At 41.9% G+C, this 22,333-nt stretch carries 17 protein-coding genes and 1 other RNA gene; 9 read left to right on the plus strand and 9 right to left on the minus strand.

Annotation, left to right across the window (positions count from 1 at the left end):
• Positions 1-99 precede the first annotated feature (99 nt).
• The 5 genes from HWQ23_RS12910 (at position 100) to HWQ23_RS12930 (ending at position 8,741) form a co-directional block, all read left to right on the plus strand.
• Positions 100-840 carry a cytochrome c biogenesis protein CcdA gene (locus tag HWQ23_RS12910; protein WP_292828769.1) on the plus strand — a complete coding sequence of 247 codons (741 nt, stop codon included), beginning with the start codon at positions 100-102 and terminating at the stop codon, positions 838-840.
• Positions 841-893: 53 nt separating this feature from the next.
• Positions 894-2,294 (plus strand): cytochrome c biogenesis protein, encoded by a 1,401-nt coding sequence (locus HWQ23_RS12915; RefSeq protein WP_292828772.1) that lies wholly within the window; start codon positions 894-896, stop codon positions 2,292-2,294.
• Between the two features lie 180 nt (positions 2,295-2,474).
• Entirely contained in the window at positions 2,475-3,572 is a 1,098-nt protein-coding gene (gene pstS / locus HWQ23_RS12920; protein ID WP_292828775.1) for a phosphate ABC transporter substrate-binding protein PstS, read from the plus strand.
• 814 nt (positions 3,573-4,386) lie between these two features.
• Positions 4,387-4,983: a calcium-binding protein gene (locus HWQ23_RS12925; RefSeq protein ID WP_292828778.1), complete on the plus strand. Its 597-nt coding sequence runs from the start codon at positions 4,387-4,389 to the stop codon at positions 4,981-4,983.
• A 518-nt stretch (positions 4,984-5,501) separates the two neighbouring features.
• Positions 5,502-8,741, plus strand: coding sequence for a two-partner secretion domain-containing protein (locus tag HWQ23_RS12930; protein WP_292828781.1), 3,240 nt, complete (start codon positions 5,502-5,504; stop codon positions 8,739-8,741).
• Between the two features lie 816 nt (positions 8,742-9,557).
• Here HWQ23_RS12930 and queF read toward each other — a convergent pair.
• The 5 genes from queF to HWQ23_RS12955 all read right to left on the minus strand — a co-directional run bounded on the left by queF (position 9,558) and on the right by HWQ23_RS12955 (position 11,426).
• The gene (gene queF, locus HWQ23_RS12935; protein WP_292828784.1) at positions 9,558-9,977 is read right to left on the minus strand and encodes a preQ(1) synthase; all 420 of its coding nucleotides are present in this window, start codon (positions 9,975-9,977) and stop codon (positions 9,558-9,560) included.
• 81 nt (positions 9,978-10,058) lie between these two features.
• Entirely contained in the window at positions 10,059-10,457 is a 399-nt protein-coding gene (locus tag HWQ23_RS12940; protein WP_292828787.1) for a hypothetical protein, read from the minus strand.
• Between the two features lie 156 nt (positions 10,458-10,613).
• Entirely contained in the window at positions 10,614-11,000 is a 387-nt protein-coding gene (locus HWQ23_RS12945; protein WP_292828790.1) for a phasin family protein, read from the minus strand.
• A 25-nt stretch (positions 11,001-11,025) separates the two neighbouring features.
• Positions 11,026-11,122, minus strand: an RNA gene (gene ffs, locus HWQ23_RS12950) — signal recognition particle sRNA small type.
• A gap of 37 nt (positions 11,123-11,159) precedes the next feature.
• Positions 11,160-11,426 carry a YciI family protein gene (locus HWQ23_RS12955; protein WP_292767049.1) on the minus strand — a complete coding sequence of 89 codons (267 nt, stop codon included), beginning with the start codon at positions 11,424-11,426 and terminating at the stop codon, positions 11,160-11,162.
• A 289-nt stretch (positions 11,427-11,715) separates the two neighbouring features.
• Here HWQ23_RS12955 and HWQ23_RS12960 point away from each other — a divergent pair, with 289 nt between their 5' ends.
• From HWQ23_RS12960 to HWQ23_RS12975, 4 genes are all read left to right on the plus strand, one after another.
• Positions 11,716-12,267, plus strand: a complete 552-nt coding sequence (locus HWQ23_RS12960) for a 2'-5' RNA ligase family protein (RefSeq protein WP_292828792.1) — start codon at positions 11,716-11,718, stop codon at positions 12,265-12,267.
• Positions 12,268-12,554: 287 nt separating this feature from the next.
• Positions 12,555-13,385: a peptidoglycan-binding domain-containing protein gene (locus HWQ23_RS12965; RefSeq protein WP_292828795.1), complete on the plus strand. Its 831-nt coding sequence runs from the start codon at positions 12,555-12,557 to the stop codon at positions 13,383-13,385.
• 493 nt (positions 13,386-13,878) lie between these two features.
• Positions 13,879-15,066 carry a TRC40/GET3/ArsA family transport-energizing ATPase gene (locus HWQ23_RS12970; protein WP_292828797.1) on the plus strand — a complete coding sequence of 396 codons (1,188 nt, stop codon included), beginning with the start codon at positions 13,879-13,881 and terminating at the stop codon, positions 15,064-15,066.
• Between the two features lie 256 nt (positions 15,067-15,322).
• A complete protein-coding gene (locus tag HWQ23_RS12975; RefSeq protein ID WP_292828800.1) occupies positions 15,323-18,640 on the plus strand; it encodes a GAF domain-containing protein in 3,318 nt (1,105 codons plus the stop codon).
• 66 nt (positions 18,641-18,706) lie between these two features.
• Here HWQ23_RS12975 and dnaN read toward each other — a convergent pair whose 3' ends face one another.
• From dnaN to dnaA, 4 genes are all read right to left on the minus strand, one after another.
• Positions 18,707-19,870: a DNA polymerase III subunit beta gene (dnaN, locus tag HWQ23_RS12980; RefSeq protein ID WP_292828803.1), complete on the minus strand. Its 1,164-nt coding sequence runs from the start codon at positions 19,868-19,870 to the stop codon at positions 18,707-18,709.
• Positions 19,871-20,036: 166 nt separating this feature from the next.
• Positions 20,037-20,447: a hypothetical protein gene (locus HWQ23_RS12985; protein ID WP_292828806.1), complete on the minus strand. Its 411-nt coding sequence runs from the start codon at positions 20,445-20,447 to the stop codon at positions 20,037-20,039.
• A gap of 256 nt (positions 20,448-20,703) precedes the next feature.
• Positions 20,704-20,826, minus strand: a complete 123-nt coding sequence (locus HWQ23_RS12990) for a hypothetical protein (RefSeq protein ID WP_292828808.1) — start codon at positions 20,824-20,826, stop codon at positions 20,704-20,706.
• 27 nt (positions 20,827-20,853) lie between these two features.
• Positions 20,854-22,233 (minus strand): chromosomal replication initiator protein DnaA, encoded by a 1,380-nt coding sequence (gene dnaA / locus HWQ23_RS12995; protein ID WP_292828811.1) that lies wholly within the window; start codon positions 22,231-22,233, stop codon positions 20,854-20,856.
• Positions 22,234-22,333 lie beyond the last annotated feature (100 nt).

Here is a 22,333-nt window from a genome sequence, read left to right on the forward strand (position 1 = left end):
TAGATGATATCAGGTTATGATAATTAGTTTTGCTGACTTTTGAACCAAAAATAAGCTAAAATTCAAGCAGAGTAAGCATTTCCCGCTCAAAAACTTTCCATGCTTGATAACCTGCAAACCCAAATTTACCAACTAGAACAATTTGCCAACAGCCTTGTTTCTAACCAACTGACACACCTGAGCGTGATGAGTATTGGTATCATCTTTGCAGCTGGCTTGCTCACCAGTCTCACACCCTGTATGCTTTCTATGCTACCAATTACTATTGGTTACATCGGTGGTTATGAAGCCAAAAGCCGCTTGCAAGCAGCGGCCCAATCAACTTGGTTTGCTTTCGGATTAGCGACTACATTGGCAGGGCTTGGTATTATAGCAGCTTTTGTGGGAAAAGTCTACGGTCAAGTGGGAATTGGTTTGCCGATTATCGTCAGCATTATCGCCATTCTCATGGGGCTGAACTTATTAGAAGCACTACCTTTGCAATTTCCATCCTTGGGTGAAACCAATTGGATTTCGCCAGATTTACCAGCAGGATTGCGTTCCTATTTACTGGGGTTGACTTTCGGCTTAGTCGCATCCCCTTGTAGCACACCTGTTTTAGCCAGCCTACTAGTTTGGATTGCCAATACACAAGACTTAATTTTAGGCGCTGTTTTGCTACTTTCTTATACAGCCGGTTATGTAGCACCATTGATTTTGGCGGGTACTTTTACAGCTTCAATTAAAAAGTTACTGGAATTGCGTCGCTGGTCTGGTTGGATTAACCCAGTTAGTGGGGCGCTGTTGGTAGGATTCGGTGTATTTTCCTTAATTTCTCGGATTCCCCTTGGCAGTTTTTAATTTAATTCCTTGATCAGGATTTATATCAACACCTTTTTTAGATTTTACACGTAATGACTTTAGAAGATTCAGCATCAAAAGAATTAAAATGGTGGGCATTACCTGGGCAGTTCTTACGACAAGAGCTTTTGCCTATACTGACTAACTTAAGACTAGCGATCGCACTATTGCTATTGATTGCAATCTTTAGCTCCACCGGTACTGTAATTGAACAAGGTCAGTCACCCGGATTCTACCAAGCCAACTACCCAGAACATCCAGCTTTATTTGGTTTCTTAACTTGGAAGGTAATTCAGGTAGTTGGGTTAGATCATGTATATCGTACCTGGTGGTTTCTGGCATTACTCATCTTATTTGGTACTAGCTTAACTGCTTGTTCTTTTACCCGTCAGTTACCAGCCTTAAAAGCTGCCCAGCGCTGGAAATATTACGAAGAACCACGGCAATTTCAAAAGTTAGCTTTGAGTGCAGAACTAGATACTGGTTCCCTGAATTCTCTGCGCCAAATATTAGAGAAACGCCGCTATAAAATTTTTCAAGATCAAGAAAAAGAAAATCTCCTTTACGCCCGCAAGGGAATAGTCGGACGCATCGGCCCAATTATCGTTCATATTGGCATCGTCGCTATTCTGCTAGGAGGAATTTGGGGGGCGATGACTGGGTTTCTTGCTCAAGAAGTGGTTGCCAGTGGCGATACATTTAAAGTGACAAATATTGTAGATGCTGGCCCCTTAGCAGCAGCCCAAGTCCCGAAAGATTGGTCTGTGCGCGTCAATCGTTTTTGGATTGATTACACACCATCTGGCGGCATTGATCAATTTTATTCGGATTTGTCTGTCTTAAATAATCAAGGCAAGGAAGTTGACCACAAGAAGATTTTTGTCAACGAGCCTTTGCGGTATCATGGCGTAACTTTATATCAAACTGATTGGGGAATTGCAGCTGTTCGCGTCCAATTTAACAACAGCCCGATTTTTCAGCTACCGATGGCAAAATTGAGCACCAACGGTAACGGGCGTATTTGGGGAACGTGGGTTCCGACTAAACCGGATTTAAGTGAGGGTGTCTCCCTATTAGCCAAAGACTTGCAAGGAATGGTATTAATTTATGATGCCACTGGCAAACTTGTTGATACTGTCCGCGCCGGGATGTCCACCCAAATCAATGGCGTGAAGCTGAAAATTCTCGATGTGATTGGTAGCACTGGCTTACAAATTAAAGCCGATCCAGGCATACCAATTGTTTACTCAGGATTCGGCTTGCTAATGCTGGGTGTGGTGATGAGTTACTTTTCACACTCACAAATATGGGCATTGCAAAAAGGCGATCGCTTGTATGTGGGTGGCAAAACAAATCGCGCCCAAGTTGCTTTTGAACAAGAGGTTTTAGAGATTTTAGATCGGCTAAGTTCACAGCCAAAAGGCGAGGAGAAACAGCCGGCGATTGAAGTTTAAACCCTCCAGAGGTGCAGAGGTTAACGCAAAGTAACACAAAGTAATCCTCCGCGTTCCTCTGCGGTTTCCTTCTCTGCGAGACGCTTTGCGAATGCGCCCCTTTGCGTTTAAAAGTTATTTAAAATTAATTACGCCCACACGCCTACAAATTAGGAAATCACTAGAGGTACTTATTAAACATTGGAACAAAAGATTTCTATATCTGCTCAACTTCAATTAAATAAACGCGTTTACCTTCTACCCTTAATCGCTATCTTGTTGAGTATCCTTTCTTGCACTGCGAATAATCGAAACATCAAACATATTTCCCTCGTTGGTGCCGGTGCAAGTTTTCCCGCGCCTTTGTACGAACGCTGGCTTTCAGATTACAACCAGCAAAATCCCAATGTAGAAATTAACTATCAAGCTATAGGGAGCAGTGCTGGAGTGCAACAACTCATCGAAGGTACTGTGGACTTTGCAGCTAGTGATGTGGGAATTACAAATGAACAAGCAGCCAAGATAAAACGGGGAGTAATCGCTTTACCTCTAACTGCCGGTTCTATTGTGCTGGCTTATAACCTCAAACCAGTTGCACACCAGTCGCCTCAAGTCAATGTGACAACTGGTTTAAAGCTATCACGCCAAGTTTACGTAGATATCTTTCTCGGAAAAATTACTAATTGGAATCATCATAGAATAGCCGCAGCTAATCCAGGGGTAAGTTTGCCCAATTTACCGATTCAGGTAGTACACCGAACTGATGGTAGTGGGAGTACGAGCGTGTTGACGCAACACCTAAGTGCTATAAGTCCAGAATGGAAAAGCAAAGTTGGGGCTGGTAAATCTGTAGCATGGCAAGTGGGAATTGGTGGAAAGGGTAACGAAGGTGTTACCGCCCTGATTCAACAGATACCAGGAGCTATTGGCTATGTAGAGTATATTTACGCCAAACAAAATAAACTTCCTGTGGCTGCTTTAGCAAATAAATCTGGTAATTATATTACGCCGACAGCAAAATCTGTAGCTCAAACCTTAGAGACAGTCAAATTACCTGCCAATAACTTGATTGCTTTTATCACCGATCCTACAGGTGCCCAGTCTTATCCCATCGTTACTTACACCTGGCTTTTAACTTATCACCAATATCCAAACCGAGTCAAAGCTCAAGTGCTGAAAAACTTTGTTAATTGGGCTGTGATTGACGGGCAAAAATCCAGTTTGGAACTCGGATATATTCCTTTATCTAAAAAAGTTGTGCTTCAAGTGCAATCTGCTGTTAAGCAGATTGCAGAATAAATATAGCAAGTATTAAATATTGTAGGACTTACGCATTGACAAGAAATACCAAATATGTATTAGGTGAAAAGTCACATCTTTCGTAGGGGTTTAGCATGGCTTTTCCCCTACAGCATCGTCTATTTCCGTAGTTTACCGCCGTAGGCATCAAAGGATAATTAAGAAAAGCCTGAAACAACCTATTTTTGTTAACGCACATTACGATGAATTTGTACAGTGCGTAAGTCCTATATTAGTTGCAGATATCCTTTTAAAATAATCGTCAAATGATTTATTAGCAATCTTGATCAGATATCTCATCAAGTTAAATTCTCAGATAAATTAGTATCTTCTTTGCAATTAAAATTACTTTATACTTAAATATAATTTTTAGTGATGGCTGCGCCGCCGTACTCCGCAGGAGTTGCAAGCTATGCGGAGCGTCTCGTAGAGAAGGCATCGCTTGTTTTTGATCTGACCTCACTGTTAGAGCGTTGCTCCCGATTGCGTTTAATTATAAACTTTGTAAAGAATAAGAAATTTTTTAGCAAGCCAACAATCTTACAGTTTTATTATGAAATAGCAAACAGCTAATAACTTCATTTCTAGTTGACTGAAGTTTAGTGCTGTTATTTGGTGGAGGGTGCAATGTCCGGTGATTTGAATTTTGCTCCTGAGAGTGCTTTGGCTAGGAATTGTGCGCTTGCTCAATTAACTTCAGATAGCGGTTTTTCCAATATTTCTAAGCTTCTAACTTAATGGAAGTAACTGTCAGACCCTGACCAAATAGTACTTTTTTGATTGATATTCCCATTACTATCTGGAGGCTATTGCTATGTTCGATGAACAAGCTTACTTGCTAGCATACCCTGATGTAGCGGCGGCTGTTAAGGCTGGCTCTTTTACCTCAGGACTACAACACTATGAACAGTTTGGACAATTTGAGAAGAATCGCTTTGGCTTTTTTTTAGGAACCAACGGGAATGACACCATAACTGGCTTTGGTGAAGGTAATAAACTCATTGCTGGACTTGGTTTTGACGTTTTATCAAATGGAGCAACAGTTGCAGGAATCGGTCAGATTGATACCCTAATTGGCACCCAAGGACAAGATGTATTCCTCCTTGGCCATCCTACTTTGTCTTCATTAAGCTCCACACCTCAACAATTTTACGTTGGTGGTGGTAATACAGATTATGCTCTAATCCAGAACTTTAAGCGAGGCAGTGACAAGATTGTGCTAGAAGGAGCAGCACAGAACTACACCTCTCAAGTAATAAACGGAAGTTTAAACATCTCTACATCATCGGGAGACTTAGTTGGTATTGTGCAGGGGGTTACTTCTTTAGTCCAGATTCCAGGTAATTCGATTGACATTACACAATTCAACATTCCATTTAATGCTATTGGACAGTTTTCTGTTTTTTTGTAATGCAATGTACGACTTTCTTTGCGACGAGATTGTCAAACTGTAACAGTTTCTGAATATTATAATGCTCTTCGCTTCCGGGAGCATCCCAATTTTGCTTAACTCTTTTCCCTCACCCCGAGCCCCTCTCCCAAAGATGTTACGGTGTATACACAAGTCGAAAAAAGCTCGATTTTCCATTGTTCTCTCGTTCTCTCGTTCTCTCGTTCCTGATCTCCGACTGGGAATAGCTGATTAGAGGCTGCTGCCTCCAGTCAAATATTGAGTCAGAGACTCAATGAATGCATTCCCTATGCTCCGCATGGGAACGAGGAAAGCCTTATCAAGCTAGGTCTTTAGAACTTGTGTATACACCGTAGCTTCAAAAGGGGGGAACCGGAATCAAAGTCCCCCTTTTGAAGGGGGATTTAGGGGGATCTAGAACGTTTTGCTACCGACAAGAAGACTTTTAAAACATCCTCTTAGTGCTAATCATCTGTAGTTCACTATGTGTTGTTGCTTTATGGAGTTAAGTTTACTGAATGTTTATTAACTGGAAAGATTGGAACTGGTTGTTGGCGTTAGGGAGTTTGTTAATTATTGATGGTGCAATCTCAGCCTCTATAAATTGTGCTCTTGCCCAACCCATAGCTGATGACACCTTGGGTGCTGAAAATTCTGTTGTTAAACGTAGTATCATTCCGTCAAAGAATGATGTATCTAATATCTTGATCGATGGTGGAGCCAGTCGAGGAGCTAATCTTTTGCATAGTTTTAAGGAATTTAATATTGGAGAAAAAGAACGAGTCTATTTCACTAATCCTATCGGCATTAAGAACATTTTGAGTCGAGTTACAGGAGGTAAACGCTCTGAAATTTTAGGAACTCTGGGAGTATTGGGCAATGCTAACCTGTTTTTGATTAATCCCAATGGGATCATCTTTGGACCAAATGCCAGCCTGAGTCTCAACGGTTCGTTTGTGGGAACAACAGCGAATGCCATCGGGTTGGCTAATGGTGACATTTTCAGTGCAAATCCGGTCAAAAACCTGCCAACCGGACTGTTGAATGTAAATCCTTCTGCATTTTTGTTCAATCAAATTGCTGCCCCAATTCAAAATAACTCAGCTGGTTTAAGTGTTGACGATAATCGTAGTTTGCTGTTAATCGGTGGCAAGGTAGAAATAGATGGTGGCTCCTTGAATGCTTTGGGTGGGCGAGTAGAGTTAGGAGGATTAGCACAAGAGGGGACAGTTGATCTCAATATCAGTGGTGACAATTTCAGCTTAAATTTTCCGGCTAACATAGCGCCAGCAGATGTGTCGCTTACCAATGGCGCTGAAGTTAATGTCGCGTCTAGCGGTGGCGGTAGTATTGCTATCCACGCTCAGAATATAGATATTTTAGACAGAACTAGCCTGCGTGCTGGCATCAGCCTACTTGCAGGTATCGATGACGCTCAAGCAGGAGATATTATGCTCAGTGCAAAAGGAGCATTAACGATAAAAAATAGCTTTGTTTACAATGCTGTTTTTGATAGGGGGAATGGCGGTGATTTACTTGTTGACACAGGAAAATTGATTATTAAAGATGGAATAGTAGCGACTGCTACTACTTCTAATGGTAATGCTGGGGATCTGGTTGTGAAAGCCTCTGACTCAATAGAACTAACTGGCAGTTCCTCATCAAACGGTACAATTGACATCAATGTTCCGATTAATTCCTTCGGTAATTCTTCCAATTTTCCTGTTCCGATTGGCTTGTTTTCCGCTTCCTTGGATGTCAAGAATCTTCTTGTCCAGAATCTTCGTAATGCTCCTCCTTATTTAAAAGATTCTATAATTTCTTCTCTACCTACTGCAAGTGGAAATGCCGGAAACCTGACCATTGAAACTGGGCGGTTAATTGTCTCTAATGGGGCAGTAATATCAGCAGGGAGTACTACCGCAGGGCGAGCCGGAAATTTATTCGTGAACGCAAAAGACTCTATAGAACTTAGTGGCACCTCCGCTAATGATGCTCCCCAAGGACTAGGACTGTTCACCATAGCCGATAGAGTTCCCAGTGGATTGCGTAATGAAACTAGAGGTTTGGGACAAGGAGGCGACTTGACTATTGATACTCAAAGATTAATTGTCCGTGATGGGGCTTGGGTGACAGCAGGTACTGCTGGAGAGGAGCCAGGAGGAAAATTAACTGTGAATGCTTCGGAGTTAGTAGAAATAAAAGGCATCGGCAGAGTCAATAATGTTCCTAGCGTCTTAGCTAGTGGAACACAGGGATCTGGAAAATCGGGCGACATGGCTATTACTACTAAAAAGTTAATAGTCAGTAATGGGGGAATCATATCATCGGGTACTTCTAGCTTGGGAAAAGGCGGAGATTTAACTATCAACGCCTCTGAATCCGTAGAACTCATCGGCACCTCAAAGCAAGGGTTGTCCGCCGATGTCTTAAGGGAACTAATTGGAATTAGTGGAGGCTTAGTCTCTAATATCGTCAAGGAGCGTCCGTTTCCTAGTGGTATAATTACAGGGACTACAGGTCAAGGAAATGCTGGAAACTTGGTAATTAAGACTGGACAGTTGTTTATCCAAGATGGGGCACAAGCATCAGTTTCAACAACCAGTATAGAGAAAGGGAATGCGGGTTCCTTGACTGTTAATGCCACTTCTATAAAACTGAGTGGAACTTCACTTGAAGGCTCCAACCTCAACGATATTGTGGGTCGGAGCCTGTTAACGACTTCTACCAGCAAAGACTCAACAGGAAAAGGCGGCGATATTAATTTGTACACCAACTCCTTAGAAATCATCGATGGTGCTGCACTGACAGCTAGTACTTCTGGACAAGGAGATGCAGGTAAAATAACTGTCAATGCTACTGATAAAGTAATAATTAGTGGTAGTGACTTTAGTTATAATGACCGAATTAATAACTTTACTGATCAGGTAGAAAATATCGGCGCTAGCAGTGGCTTATTTGTCAGTTCTACTGGTTCAGGAACCACAGGCGACATCGAAATCAACTCACCTAAAATTATCTTAGATAACCAAGGTAAACTCAACGCCGAATCTGCATCCGGTAACGGTGGTGACATCAAAATAAATAGCCACTTACTTTTACTCCGTCGCAACAGTCAAATCTCCACCAACGCAGGTACAGACAAATTAGGTGGCAATGGCGGTAACATCATTATTAATAAGCTCCCAAATTACCGAGGCTTTATCGTCGCCGTCCCCAACGAAAATAGCGATATCACTGCCAACGCCTTCACTGGTAAAGGTGGTAGAGTTGATATTACAACAAACGGGCTTTTCGGTATTTTCCCGCAAAAAAGCCAAACCGCAAAGAGCGACATTACAGCAAGTTCGCAATTGGGAGTGCGTGGGGAAATAACTATCAACAGTCTGGATACTGACCCTAGTCGCGGCTTAATTCAATTACCCTCTAACCTCGTAGATGTATCCCAACAAATCACTCAAGGCTGCACTCCTAGAGGACGACAAACCGCCAGTCGTTTTATTGCCACAGGACGCGGTGGATTACCCCTTAGCCCCAACGAGCCTCTGCGGGGACGAGCAGTAATTACTGGTTGGGTAGATTTGCCCCCACAAGCAACACAAAGAGTCACGGATAAATTATCTACATCTGTTACCAAATCTACTAATCAGATTGTGGAGGCTCAAGGATGGATTGTCGATGCTAACGGTGATATTATCCTTGTGGCTCAATCTGAGCAAAGTTCTTCTATTCCCTCTGCTATGTCTTGTAGTCAATAGACATAAGCTGTTCCACATTTAACTTGCTCCCATTAGGGCGGGCTTTCCGGCCCACCCCACAAGAGTTCTGTTTAATTCGGTTATGCAAATTAGATGTTTTTCAGCTTATAAGTGAAAATTAATTCTGCGTTGCTCGAAATCCTTGGTAGGGACAATACCCTGCGGGAAGCTAAAGCTACATGATTCTCCCTACGTGATTTTCACTCCTATGTCTAATGATTCATTATCTCAACAGTAGGGAGAAGAATTCCTATGAAACCCAAGAGTTATAAAAGTAATAAGTGGCTAAGAATGTGTAACGGATGCTTTGAAACCATATTCTGCACCCCAACTGTCAGACATCAACAAAATGTAAATAAAATAGTATAAGAAAACTAATATAGCAGTTCTCAGTTAAGTGAAATACAGACCTAACAAGAACAGCCCCTTCCCTACATTCGCGCAGCGTCTCGTTGGCGCAGCCTCTCGTAGAGAAGAGAGGGAAGGGGAGTAAGATTCAAAGTTTCTCTCCTTTTAAAAGAGAGGTCAAAGTGTATTGCATCCAAACGAAAACCGCTATAAGAACGAATATTTAAATTAAAGCTAAGGGAGAAAAAGGAGATTACAGTACCAAACGTGTAAAATTTAACTTTAATCGCTTTAGTTAACTTTACGTTACATACTTGTAAATTTTCCCGCCCACTTACTTATATATATCCTGTCCGGTTAATCAACCTTCCTTCAAAAATGTTCCTAGTCAGGATTTCAGTCCTGATTTTGTATCGCGTCGGGTCTTGTAAAAAGGACTAAAGTCCTCTCTAAAAGCCAAAGTTTTCATTATGAGTACTTCTGATGACGCACTTCAACCACGGTATGTACATTGCCGCGAGGTGTGAAATCTGCTTTCACAGTTACTTCCAACGGATCACAAGCAGCGACAAAATCATCCAAAATTTGATTGGCAGATTCTTCGTGGGAAATGTAGCGATCGCGGTAACTGTTAATATAAAGCTTAAGTGCCTTCAATTCCACTACCCGTTCATCAGGCACATAGCTAACGTAAATTGTCGCAAAGTCAGGATAGCCAGAAAACGGACATTTACAAGTAAATTCCGGCAAAGTAATGTTGATGTCATATCGCCTCCCCACACGCGGATTCGGAAAAGTAATTAGTTTACCTTGGCTAATGTCGCGTTCGCCATACTTCATTTCTTCGCTTGCCTGGGATACAGTTTCAGGTAAATTGTTATTAGTCATTAGTCATTAGTTATTAGTCATTAGTTATTAGTCAAGAGTTAGAAATTCTTCCCCTGCTTCCCCTGCTTCCCCTGCTCCTCTTCAATACTGTTCCTTCTCCCAGTCTGGACAATTCTCATCTTCACAACCGTGAGGATGCATAGCACAAACTAACAAATTACCATTATAAACTTGCCCGTGGTAGTGACTACAGCCAATACAGGCAGGATTTTTTTCGGCTGTGGGTTCAACTGAATAAGGAAAACCCGGATCTACATCTGTTACAATGTCTTCCAGTTCCCAGTAAGCTTCAAACATTGGTTCAGCCAAATCCTGCAAATACTGATCGACTTCAGTGAGAATGTTAGGGGCTTGCTCAGTGATTTCTTCCGTTAGCTCAAAAAAAGCGTCTACCACTTCACTCATTCCCAGGAAGAAACGCTCTACTTCATCAGCCACTGTTTCGACGATTTCTACTAAATCTTTTTGCCACTGTTCCATAAACTTGACGCCTTTACAGGCTATAAACAGGACGATTTGTGCTATCTAGCTTCAAGCACTAAAATACACACTAAGCAATGTATCTTACCAAGCTTCTATCTGTAGTGCCATGTCAAACTACCACTTATTACTTATATTTCGATCAAAGAATGCTTTTTACTGATCGCGTTGCAATCGTTTTAACTCGTCTTGCAGGTCTATCACTTCTTGGCGTAATTTATCCACGTTCTGATCATTTGATCCCTCTTTCACCGTTGGTTCTTCATCTTCCTCTAAAATTTCAATCCGGCGAGGTTCCGAAGCGGGCGTTTTTTCAGGGGTTTCACCAGATGCTTGGGGCTGTTGGGCTTGCTTGATCATATCTTCAACGAAGCGGCGGGCTTCTTCTGTGTTCATTTCGCCCTTTGCCACCATTTCATCTGCCAGTTTTTGGGCTTGCGATCGCACTTCGGCTAATTTTCCCCCTGCTTTCTCACCCGCGTAAGAAGCTAATCCAACACCGAGGTAAAAAGCTTTTTGAACAATATCTCCAAAACCAGGCATGATTGCTGAACGCTCCTAAAAATAGGGCGACCCGGAGACTACGCCTATCACAAGCCTCCCGTGTTGCTGCTACCTTCCGGTTCTGACAAGATTTGGGTGTTGCGATCGCATAGATCCAGGTCTTCTAAAAGCATAACATTAAAATTCAGTAAGTGTGTGTTATTCCATAACAATTCGCCATTCATAAAGCTGATAGTTGACGCAGCCGTGTTGTACCAAGGGATCATCAGCTACAATTGCTTCTGCTTCATCCTTTGAGGCTGCCTCAAACAGCAACATTCCGCCTCTTTGCTCCGCCCAATAGCCTGTTCGCGCTTTGTGTCCTTTTGCAATCAAGTCCTGAATGTAGGCTTTATGGGCAGGTACATATTGGTCAAAGGTAGGTTTATCAACTTTACCTTCTTCAATCTTTACAAACCACGGCATAAGCTTATTTACTCCAGTTACAACAGACATCCTGCTTAAGTTATTACTATTTTGAGTAGCGTTTGAGTAGCAATATACACGAACTACAGCGATTTACTGAAGATTTAACTAAAACAGGAGAAGCGACGCATCTGTGACTGTTAGATATCTAAGTGCGATCGCAGATCATTTAGCCGTAACGCACCGCTATATCTATTATCATCTGTAATATCCTTTCGGCATTTGCCATTAAATACTCAACAGCAATAATCTTATAATCCAAAATCTAAAATCCAAAATCTAAAATTGAATGAGCCGTTTTTTTGTCGCCCTTTTACCACCGCAAGACATTCAAGACTACGCCAACCAAATTAAGCAGTACTTTGCTGATCGCTATGCTAGTAGTGGGGCGCTAAAGTCTCCGCCTCATATTACCCTGCAACCGCCGTTTGAATGGGGAGATGCTGACTTGCCACTCCTAGAAGCATCTTTGAAGGAGTTTGCAAATGGACAACAGCCTGTAGCAATTACACTCAGGGGGTTTGATGCCTTTGCACCTCGTGTCGTATACATTAATGTAGTCATAAGTCAAGAACTTTTGACTTTGCAAGCTGATTTAATGGCTTATACAGAAAGCAACTTGGAAATTGTTGACAAGGTTTCTAAAACCCGCCCTTTTGCGCCCCACATGACAGTTGCGTTTCGGGATTTAACAAAGCAAAACTTTAAAGCTGCTTGGCCAGAATTTAAAAAGCGTCAGTTGGATTTTGAGTTTACTGCCGACAAATTCACGCTACTGCTTCACGACGGTAATCGCTGGAATATTAAATCGGAGTTTGATTTTTTGGCTACTGAGCAATGAGTTGCTAAAAACGATCGCAGCAGTTATTGAAAATAAGAGCGATCGCTGCAATTGTTGAGCATAAGTCTGCGCTTGCTGATTGAAATGGGCATTTTTCAGAGCGGTCGCACAACTACGGAGAGCCGTTTGCAAGCTGGTGTAAAGGAAACATTGCGTAGTATCATCAATAGTTGAGAAGAAGCGATCGCCTTTTCTTTTTACGGTGTGTAGTCGCCTACGCTGAACGTCTCAAAGAGTTGCAGCTTGTCGTCACACATCGCTTAACTTTTGCAACGCCTTAATAAGATATGTTAGATTTGTTTATTTCTACTTACGTACTATTTGTAAAACAAGATACATTAAATGGTAGTTTAGTAGCAAAGGAACCAAAAAGCATGGCCGTTAGTAGCCCTGAAGTCATTCGTCATATATTGATTGGGCTGGGATATTTAGCTCCTGAGATTGATCCTAAGCCGGATCTGACTAAATTTGCTCCCTGGAAGCGGAATAACAACTCCTTGACAGATGATCCTACTGAAGAAGCGATTAAAAAGTTTCAGAAACAATACTCACAAAAACTTACGGTTAATGGTAACGCTGATTCCGAGACTCGAACTGTAATGGAAGATACAGTCAAAGGGCTTCAGAATAGATTGAAGTTTCACGGTTTTGCAACCAATGCCGAAATTCCAAAAGACTTGCCTTTTTATGGGCCAGCCACTTATACAGCAGTCAAGAGATTTCAGAAATCTCAGGGTTTAACTGAAAATGGCATTGCCACTATTGAACAGCGTCAAATTCTACAGCAATCTAGTCTAACAGATAAGCCCCAACCCCAGCCCCAGTCACAACTCAAGCTGATAGATTTGTGCTTCCAATTCCAAAAGAATCCTCAAAATCCTTCTTACATCGCAGCCTTAAATAACTTACAACAAAATATACCCAAGGACGTTTTACACAAAGTTACTAACAAATGGAGGGGGACAAATGATCAAAATCCTGAGATTGTCAAGCTGACGAATGTGTTCACTTATTATGATGACAATAATCAAAACCATCGTGATGCACTAACTTACTTACAAAGTCAGATCACTCCAGTCATCTCTCAAGCATTTTTAAGTCTCTGGAATAAGAAATAAACTCATCTGACTTTTCTACCGCATCTGGAAAACCTCTCTTCTTCATCTCTCTTTTAGAAGGCTATGGTGTACACACAAGTCGAAAATTCCCTATCCCAATTGAATCTATAACCCACAAATCAAAAACCTCAGCCTCGCTTTACTCAAGGGTAAATCTTTCCCTCTCCTTACTAAGGAGAGGGACAGGTGAAAGCGTAGCAGAACCAGGGTGAGGTTTTTCAAGATTTTTCGGTAATCCGATGACTTGTGTGTACACCGTAGCCTAGAAGGAGAGAGACTTTAAATTTTCCCCCTTCCCGACACGGGAATGGGGTTAGGGGGTTAGATTTTCATGGGCTTTTCCAGATGACGTGAAAAGTCAGGTAAACTCATTGGTGTCAACTTAACGGTTATATTGTTCACGCCTAGAGGTGGTGAAACAGCATTTATTTTTCTTAAACAGTCGATAATGTAAATAAATGTAATAAAATCCTCAGGCAGGACAGAAGCATCTATGCGTGTAATTTTAATGACCGGTAAAGGCGGCGTGGGTAAAACTTCCGTTGCTGCTGCAACTGGACTCCGTTGTGCGGAACTAGGCTATCAGACATTGGTTTTAAGTACAGATCCCGCTCACTCCCTGGCAGACAGTTTTGATATGGAACTGGGACATGCACCCCAAAAAATTCGCCCAAATTTGTGGGGTGCAGAATTGGATGCGCTGCAAGAACTGGAGGGAAACTGGGGTGCTGTGAAACGTTACATTACCCAAGTTTTACAGGCAAGGGGTTTAGATGGCGTACAGGCGGAAGAATTGGCCATTTTACCAGGCATGGATGAGATTTTTGGCTTGGTAAGGATGAAACGCCATTACGATGAAGGTGAGTTTGATGTCTTAATTATTGACTCAGCCCCCACGGGCACTGCACTGCGCTTACTGAGTTTACCTGAAGTCGGTGGCTGGTATATGCGCCGTTTTTACAAACCATTTCAAAACATCTCGGTAGCACTTCGCCCTCTGGTTGAACCTTTTTTTAGACCAATTGCTGGTTTTTCGCTACCAGATAAAGAGGTGATGGATGCACCTTATGAGTTTTATGAACAAATTGAAGCTCTGGAAAAAGTATTAACAGACAATACTCAAACCTCAGTGCGTCTGGTAACAAATCCCGAAAAGATGGTGATTAAAGAGTCTCTTCGTGCCCATGCTTATCTGAGTTTGTATAATGTTGCAACAGATTTAATAGTGGCTAATCGGATTATTCCCAATGAAGTCCAAGACCCATTTTTCCAACGTTGGAAGGAAAGTCAGGAGCAATATCGCCAGGAAATTCATGATAATTTCCACCCTCTACCTGTGAAAGAAGTTCCACTATTTTCTGAGGAAATGTGCGGATTGCCTGCCTTAGAACGCCTGAAGGAAACGCTCTATAAAGATGAAGATCCAACTCAGGTTTATTACAAAGAAACGACTATGAGAGTCGTGCAAGAGCAGAACCAATACAGCCTAGAAATTTATTTACCTGGGATTCCTAAAGACCAAGTTCAACTGAGTAAGAATGGGGACGAATTAAACATTACTATTGGGAACCACCGTCGTAACTTAGTTTTACCGCAAGCCTTAGCAGCACTACAACCAGGAGGGGCAAAGATAGAAGACGACTATCTGAAAATCCGCTTTAGTGACAATATAAGAGTTTAAGTTTGTTGCGACAGCAAAGTTTGATAAAAAGCCAAAACTAAAAAGCAAGAATCTTTTCTTGTAGCTAGTACAGACGCCATTCTTTTAGCGTCTGTTTTTGTGATGTTTTGGTGAATTTTCCTAAAGGGTAAATAAATATTTTTATTAATAATTTGCCAGTAGTTTCACTGTAGACAAATGAATAAAATAAATCTCAAAATGGCTTTAGATTTAATGATCTCAGTTTGCAAACTATTGATTTATTTTGCTATAAGCAATGACCTCCAACCCTGAACAAGATTTGCCCTTATGTCGCTATGAAGAAAGTTTACTACGCCGCATAACAAACCGTATCCGACGAAGCTTAGAGTTAGAAGAAATTATCACTGTAACAACGGCAGAGGTGCGATCGCTACTAAAAACTGACCGAGTGATGATCTACAAATTTCATGCCGATAGTAGTGGTGAAGTGATTGCTGAGTCAATTTACGAAAATCGGTTGCCGTCGCTACTGGGGCTGAATTTTCCTGCTGAGGATATTCCACTCGCCGCCCGTGAACTATTTATTAAATCACGGGTGCGTTCTGTTGTGAATCTTGATACTCAAGAGATTGGTCAAAGTCACCTCCATGAATTGGAAAATGGAGAAACTAGATCAGAGGATATCCGTTACCGCCCTGTAGACCCATGTCATATTGAATATTTGACGGCAATGGGGGTAAAGTCCTCTGTGGTAGCGCCTATTATCTATCAAGATCAACTCTGGGGGCTGCTGGTGTCTCATAATTCCCAAGGGCGTTTGATTTCAGAATATGAACTAGAAGCAGTACAGATGGTAGTGGATCAACTGTCAGTAGCGATCGCTCAAAGTACCCTTCTAACTCAAGTCCGCAAAACAGCCGAACGCGAAGCGATTATTAACCGCGTTGCTACTTTACTACATTCATTACCAACAATTGTACTACAACCAGCCCTAGAAGCAGTTGTTGCTGCCTTTAATGGTGTTGGTGGCAGGCTTTGCATTAGAAATGCAGCTTTTGATTTTCACAATGGCAACGTCACCAGCTTAACAGAATGCTTAATACCAGGAAATAATTGTCTTAAGCTTTATATCTGTGGACAGCAACCTGTGATGCCAGAACAAACTATATATCCACTGATCGAGCAGTATAGTGTCTGGCAGGAACACTACAACTCTAGTAACTACGATGTTTGGGCGATTTTAGATATATATAAAACTTCTAGCTTGCGAACTTTGCAAGTTGCTTTTCAACCAACTAAAATTCGCAGCATGTTGATTATCCCACTCCTATATCGTCAACAGTTGCTGGGCTACTTAAGTATTTTCCGTGACGAAATAGATACAGAGACTCTCTGGGCGGGGCAGTATGACAGCGATCAAAGGCAACTGTACCCCCGTTTATCCTTTGAGGTTTGGCGCGAATCTAAAAAAGCACAAGCTCAAAAATGGACGGATGAAGAGATTGAACTGGCTAAAGACCTCGGTAAACACTTTGCTTCAGCAGTTCAGCAATATGAACTATACCAACAAGTACAAGTCTTCAATGAAAATTTAGAAAAACAAGTTAAAAGACGCACAGTTGAGTTACAACGGACAGCTGAACAAGAACAGGCTGTGTTTCAAGTTATTGCCGAGATTCGGGAATCTCTTGACACAGATACCATTTTTAAAACCACTACTAAAGAGGTTTGTCAATTAATCAAAGCCGATCGCGTATCTGTTTATCGTTTCGATTCTAGTTGGGGTGGTCAATTTGTCGGGGATTTCGAGGCTGCTAGTCCATACTGGTCGAATCAGTCAGAACTAGGTATTAATACAATTTGGAATGACACCTACTTACAAGACACACAGGGAGGACGCTACCGCAACAATGAAACATTTGCAGTCGATGACATCTACAAGATGGGGTTTGCTCAGTGTCATATCGACAATCTAGAGCAGTTTCAAATTCACGCTTTTGTGCTTGCTCCGATTTTTGTTGGGCAAAAACTTTGGGGTTTGCTGGCAACTTATCAACACACTGGCTCTCGGCAATGGAAAGCCTCTGAAGTTAACTTTCTCAGTCAGATTGCTGCCCAAATGGGGGTAGCAGTCCAGCAAGCTGATTTACTTACTCAGACCCGACAGCAAGCATTAGATTTGGAACAAGCAGCAGAACAACAACGGGCATTGTTTGAAGTTGTTGCCAAAGTTAGGGAATCTCTTAATCTAGATGCAATTTTTCAGACAACCACCCAAGAAATCTGTCAATCATTACAAGCAGATCGAGTTGCAGTCTACCAGTTCCAGGCTGATTGGAGTGGTGAATATATCGCCGAGTTTGTGGGTGATAGCTGGATAAAGCTAGTAACTTCTAATACCAAAACAGTTTGGCAAGATAGCTATTTGCAGGAAACCCAAGGTGGGCGATATCGTCACAATGAAAGCTTTGCAGTTGATGACATCTATCAAGCTGGCCACTCTCAATGCCACGTTACGGCTCTAGAGCAAATTCAAGCAAGGGCTTATGCGATCGCACCTATATTTATCGGGCAACAGCTATGGGGCTTGCTAGCAGCTTATCAGAATTCTGCACCCCGCCACTGGGAAAGCTCAGAAATTCAGTTTATTACTCAAATTGCCAATCAGCTTGGGGTTGCACTTCAACAAGCTCAATTGCATAATCAGACCAAGGAGCAGACCCAAAAGTTGACTCTAGCTCTGGATAATTTAAAGCAAACTCAAACCCAACTGATCCAAACTGAGAAAATGTCCTCACTAGGTCAACTGGTAGCTGGTATTGCTCACGAAATTAATAACCCCGTGAACTTCATTTATGGCAACATCAATCATGTCAACAATTACGCTCAAGATTTACTCAGTATACTAGACCTCTATTTGCAAAATACCCCCAATCCCAGCCCTGAAATTAGCGATCGCGTTGAAGAAATAGACTTAGAATTTCTCATCGAGGATTTGCCCAAAACGTTATCTTCCATGAAAGTTGGGGTTGAGCGCATCCGTCAGATTGTCTTGAGTTTACGGAATTTCTCTCGCCTAGACCACGCGGAAATGAAGCCAGTTGATATTCACGAGGGCATTGATAGCACCTTGTTAATTTTGCAGCATCGGTTGAAAGCACAACCAGAAAGTCCGGCTATTGAATTAGTCAAAGAATACAGCGATCTTCCCTTAGTAGAGTGCTTTGCTGGCCCACTAAATCAGGTATTTATGAATGTTTTAAGCAATGCGATCGATGCTTTAGAAGATTACAGCGAATCTCAATCAAATCCTCATAGCAGTCAAATTACCATCCGTACTGCTCTTGGAGAGATGGAAGGCAATGTCAAGAGCGTAGTAATTCGCATTGCGGACAATGGCCCAGGAATACCGGAGCCTCTGATACCAAGAATCTGCGACCCATTTTTCACTACTAAGCCAGTGGGGAAAGGCACTGGCTTGGGGTTGTCAATTAGTTACCAAATTGTCGTAGATAAACACGGTGGTGTGTTTAAATGTGATTCTCAGCTGGGGTTAGGTACAGAATTTTGGATTGAAATTCCGATTATACAAATCACAAAATCGCACCATTAACTTCCGTAGGTTGGGCAGCCAGCCCTGTGGCTGGTTAAGAGGTTTAAGGCGAGTGACGTTTGACGCTTAACTTCTAAGTTGCACAGGCATAGCTAAATAGGTCATTTTCAAAGCACCCAATGGCGTAAAAATTACTGGAGTTAGGCTTTGATTTAAATGCATTTGAATTTCGGTAGATGGTAACTCTTTCAAGCCTTCCATCAAATACTTAATGTTAAAGGCAATTTCTATATTCTCCCCAGAAATCTGTGCCGGCATTGACTCTCTACCACTGCCCACATCTTGAGCTTCACAAGATAAGGTAATTTCTTGAGCGTCGCTGTCAATACTGAGTTTGACAATATTATTTTTCTGATCGGCTAGCACAGCAATCCGCTCCAAAGTGCTAACAAATTGTCGCCGATCAATTGTCACTTGTCGCTCAAATTGACGCGGAATTAGTTGTCGATATGCAGGATATTGCCCTTCTAATGTGCGACTAGTCAAGCGTTGATTTTGCCATGCAAACACAACTTGACCTTGATCGAAATATAAAGCTACAGGTTCATCTGATGAGGCACTATGAGCTAGCATTCGTTGTAGTTCGCGTAATGCTCTAGCTGGTACTGTCACTTCTAGTTCACTAGTTCCGCCTAGAGGACGCTCGTTGCTAGTTTCTACCACTGCTAGGCGATGTCCATCGGTAGCTGCAAATTCTAGGGTATCTTGTTTAACTGTTAAATGCACCCCAGTCAGTACTTGCTTGGTTTCATCAGCACTGGTAGCAAATAATGAACCGCGTAATCCCTCAATTAATGCGGTGGTGGTGAGATGGATTACTTCCGTATTTTCAATTATAGGTAGTTCAGGAAATTCTTCAGGCCCCATTGCTCGTACTTGGTAATGTCCACTCTTGGGTGTGAGTGTGACTATTAAACCTTCTCCACCAGATGTTGCACCTGTGAGGGCTGATTCATCGTCTAGAGTGATTTCGCCTTCTGGAAGACGAGAGGTGATGTCTACAAGTAACTTAGCAGGAAGTGCGATCGCGCCTCCTTGCCATACCTCTGCGTTAAAGCTGGTGCGGATTCCCAAGCTGAGATCAAAGGCTGTTAAGCTTACTTGGTTAGTTTGAGCATCCGCTTGGAGCAGCACATTGGCAAGTACTGGATGAGTTGGTCGTGAAGGGACTGCACGACTAACGAGTGAGAGATTTGTACTGAGATCGCTTTGGGAGCAAACTAATTTCATAAGTCAGATGCAGCTGGTGAAAGATATCCTAACACCCTTATCGAACAGAATACATGCGTCAGTCGTCAGAATACAGGAAAGGTATTTTGACAGAAATTGCGGATAGCGTAGTGTTAGCGACTGAATAACCGGGTTTAAAACCCCCACCAAATCGTAGATTTGGTGGTCAACTTTCGTAGTCGCGGGTCTGAATAAGAGACTGATAGCGCCACAAAGAGCGAGTCATCGAGCGTGTTGATTCTGACCGGAGCAACGGAAACGTCTCCGGCTTTGCTCCTGAATTCTGACAAATGTATTCTTCTTCAATGTTAGTATGCGATCGCTGTTTTCTAGTTAGTGCGTAGGCATCGCTGACGAATGCTGTCAGAACTGATGAATGGGAATTTATCGGGTGTACCCAAGAAGAGTCCAGACCTACTCCAGTGAGGTTGGTAACAATCTCCGAATATAAAACCGGGTCGGATAGCTTGGTAGGCTGCGAGGTCGAACAGTTGTCCGACTCATCCCATCTATTATGATCGGTGAATAAGTTCGTAGTAAGGACTTTAGTTGTTGATTTGAGCGCTAAAGCGCTCACTACAAACTCAGCAAACTTGACAGACTACTAGAAAATTTTACAATTTCTGTTGCAATCATAGTTACGCAAGTTTACCTTGTGGAAAACTTGTGGAAAAACTCAAGTACTTTTCCACAAAGTAATTATACTTAATTAAGTTTTATCGGCAAAATATCAAGTTTTCCACAAATGTATCCACAAAAAGTAAGATTTTTTCCACAATCTAAGTTAAATTTAATCAATTTTTATACCTTACTTAATATTCTTGACTAATTATTCAGCCATCAATGCTAACGATCAGAGTGCTGGTTGTGGAAAACTTAAATCCATCTTCAGGATGGTTTTTGGGAACGGCTAGTACCGCAAGGCGGAAGTCAAAAGTTAAGATAATTGTATTCAAGCTTTTGCACCATTTTGAATGGTATGTTTATTTACGCTGTGATGTACTAGTCATATTGATGCGATCGCTCAGTTGGCGGATTGTTTGTGCTAAGGTGCGATCGCTCTGGTGAAGTTGGGTAATTTTATCGCAACTGTAGATTACTGTTGTATGGTCTTTACCACCAAACTCTTCGCCAATTCTCGGCAAACTCAGAGACGTGTGTTGGCGCATGAGATACATTCCTATTTGACGCGCCCAGCTAATCTCCCTTCGTCGTGAGTTACTTTTGAGGTCGTCTATAGAAACATCAAAATTATCCGCCACAATCTTTAAAATTGCTTCTGGGGTAGCTGCCATTTTTTCATTAGGCGGTTCTAAAACTGGTGTGATATTTTCTACCGTCATCGGTAAGCCCCAAATAGAAATATAAGCCACCGCCCGAATTAAAGCTCCTTCTAATTCTCGAATATTAGAAGTATAGTTAGAAGCGATATACTCAATCACGTCGCGGGGAAGACTAATATTTTCATCCTCGGCTTTTTTCTGCAAAATTGCCATTCTAGTTTCTAAATCCGGCTTTTGGATATCTGCGATTAACCCCATAGAAAACCGAGAACAAAGCCGTTCTTGCAAACTAGGAATCTGGTTAGGAGGACGATCAGAAGCAATCACAACTTGTTTACCAGCTTCATGTAAAGTATTAAAAGTATAAAAGAATTCTTCTTGGGTGTATTCCTTCCCTTCCAGAAACTGAATATCATCAACTAATAAAACATCGGCGGCTCGGTAATGCTCTCGAAAGCTTTGCATACTATCTTTACGAATCGCTGTAATTAAATCATTAGTAAACTGCTCAGTTGAAACATAAAATATTTTACAATTAGGCGAAATTTCCCAGCGATAATGACCAATAGCCTGCATGAGATGAGTTTTACCCAAACCGACACCACCGCATAGAAATAAAGGATTAAATTCTTTACCTGGAGATTCTGCAACTGCCAAAGAAGCAGCGTGAGCCATCCGATTGTTGGCACCAACTACAAACCGTGAAAAGACATATTTAGAGTTTAATTCAGTAGTTTTATGATTGTGATTAGGAACAGCTTCAGAAATACTGCTAGGATTTGGTGATTCCCAAGAAATCTCTCGTTCACTAAAATGAGAAACTTCATCACCTTGAGCAACGGTAATGTAAATTCCCACGGGATGACCGAGAATATCTTGTACTACATGAGCAATGGTATTGATGTAATGCTTCTGTAACCAATTACGAGCAAATGGGTTAGGAGTACGGATAACCAAGCAATTATTTTCTAATCGCTCCGCACTAGCAGTTTTAATCCAAGTTTCAAAGGTCGGTCGGGATAGTTCAAGCTGTAGGCGCTCTAGTACCTGACTCCATAGACTTTCTATGGGAATTTCCATTATCCACCACCTTTGCTGCTAATCGTCACAATAGAAGAGAAAGCACCAATTTAGCATTGAGACACGCTAGACCTAAAATAAGCTTTTAAGTTGTAATCAT

This window comes from Nostoc sp. JL33 (assembly GCF_017114985.1).
Lineage (GTDB): Bacteria > Cyanobacteriota > Cyanobacteriia > Cyanobacteriales > Nostocaceae > Nostoc.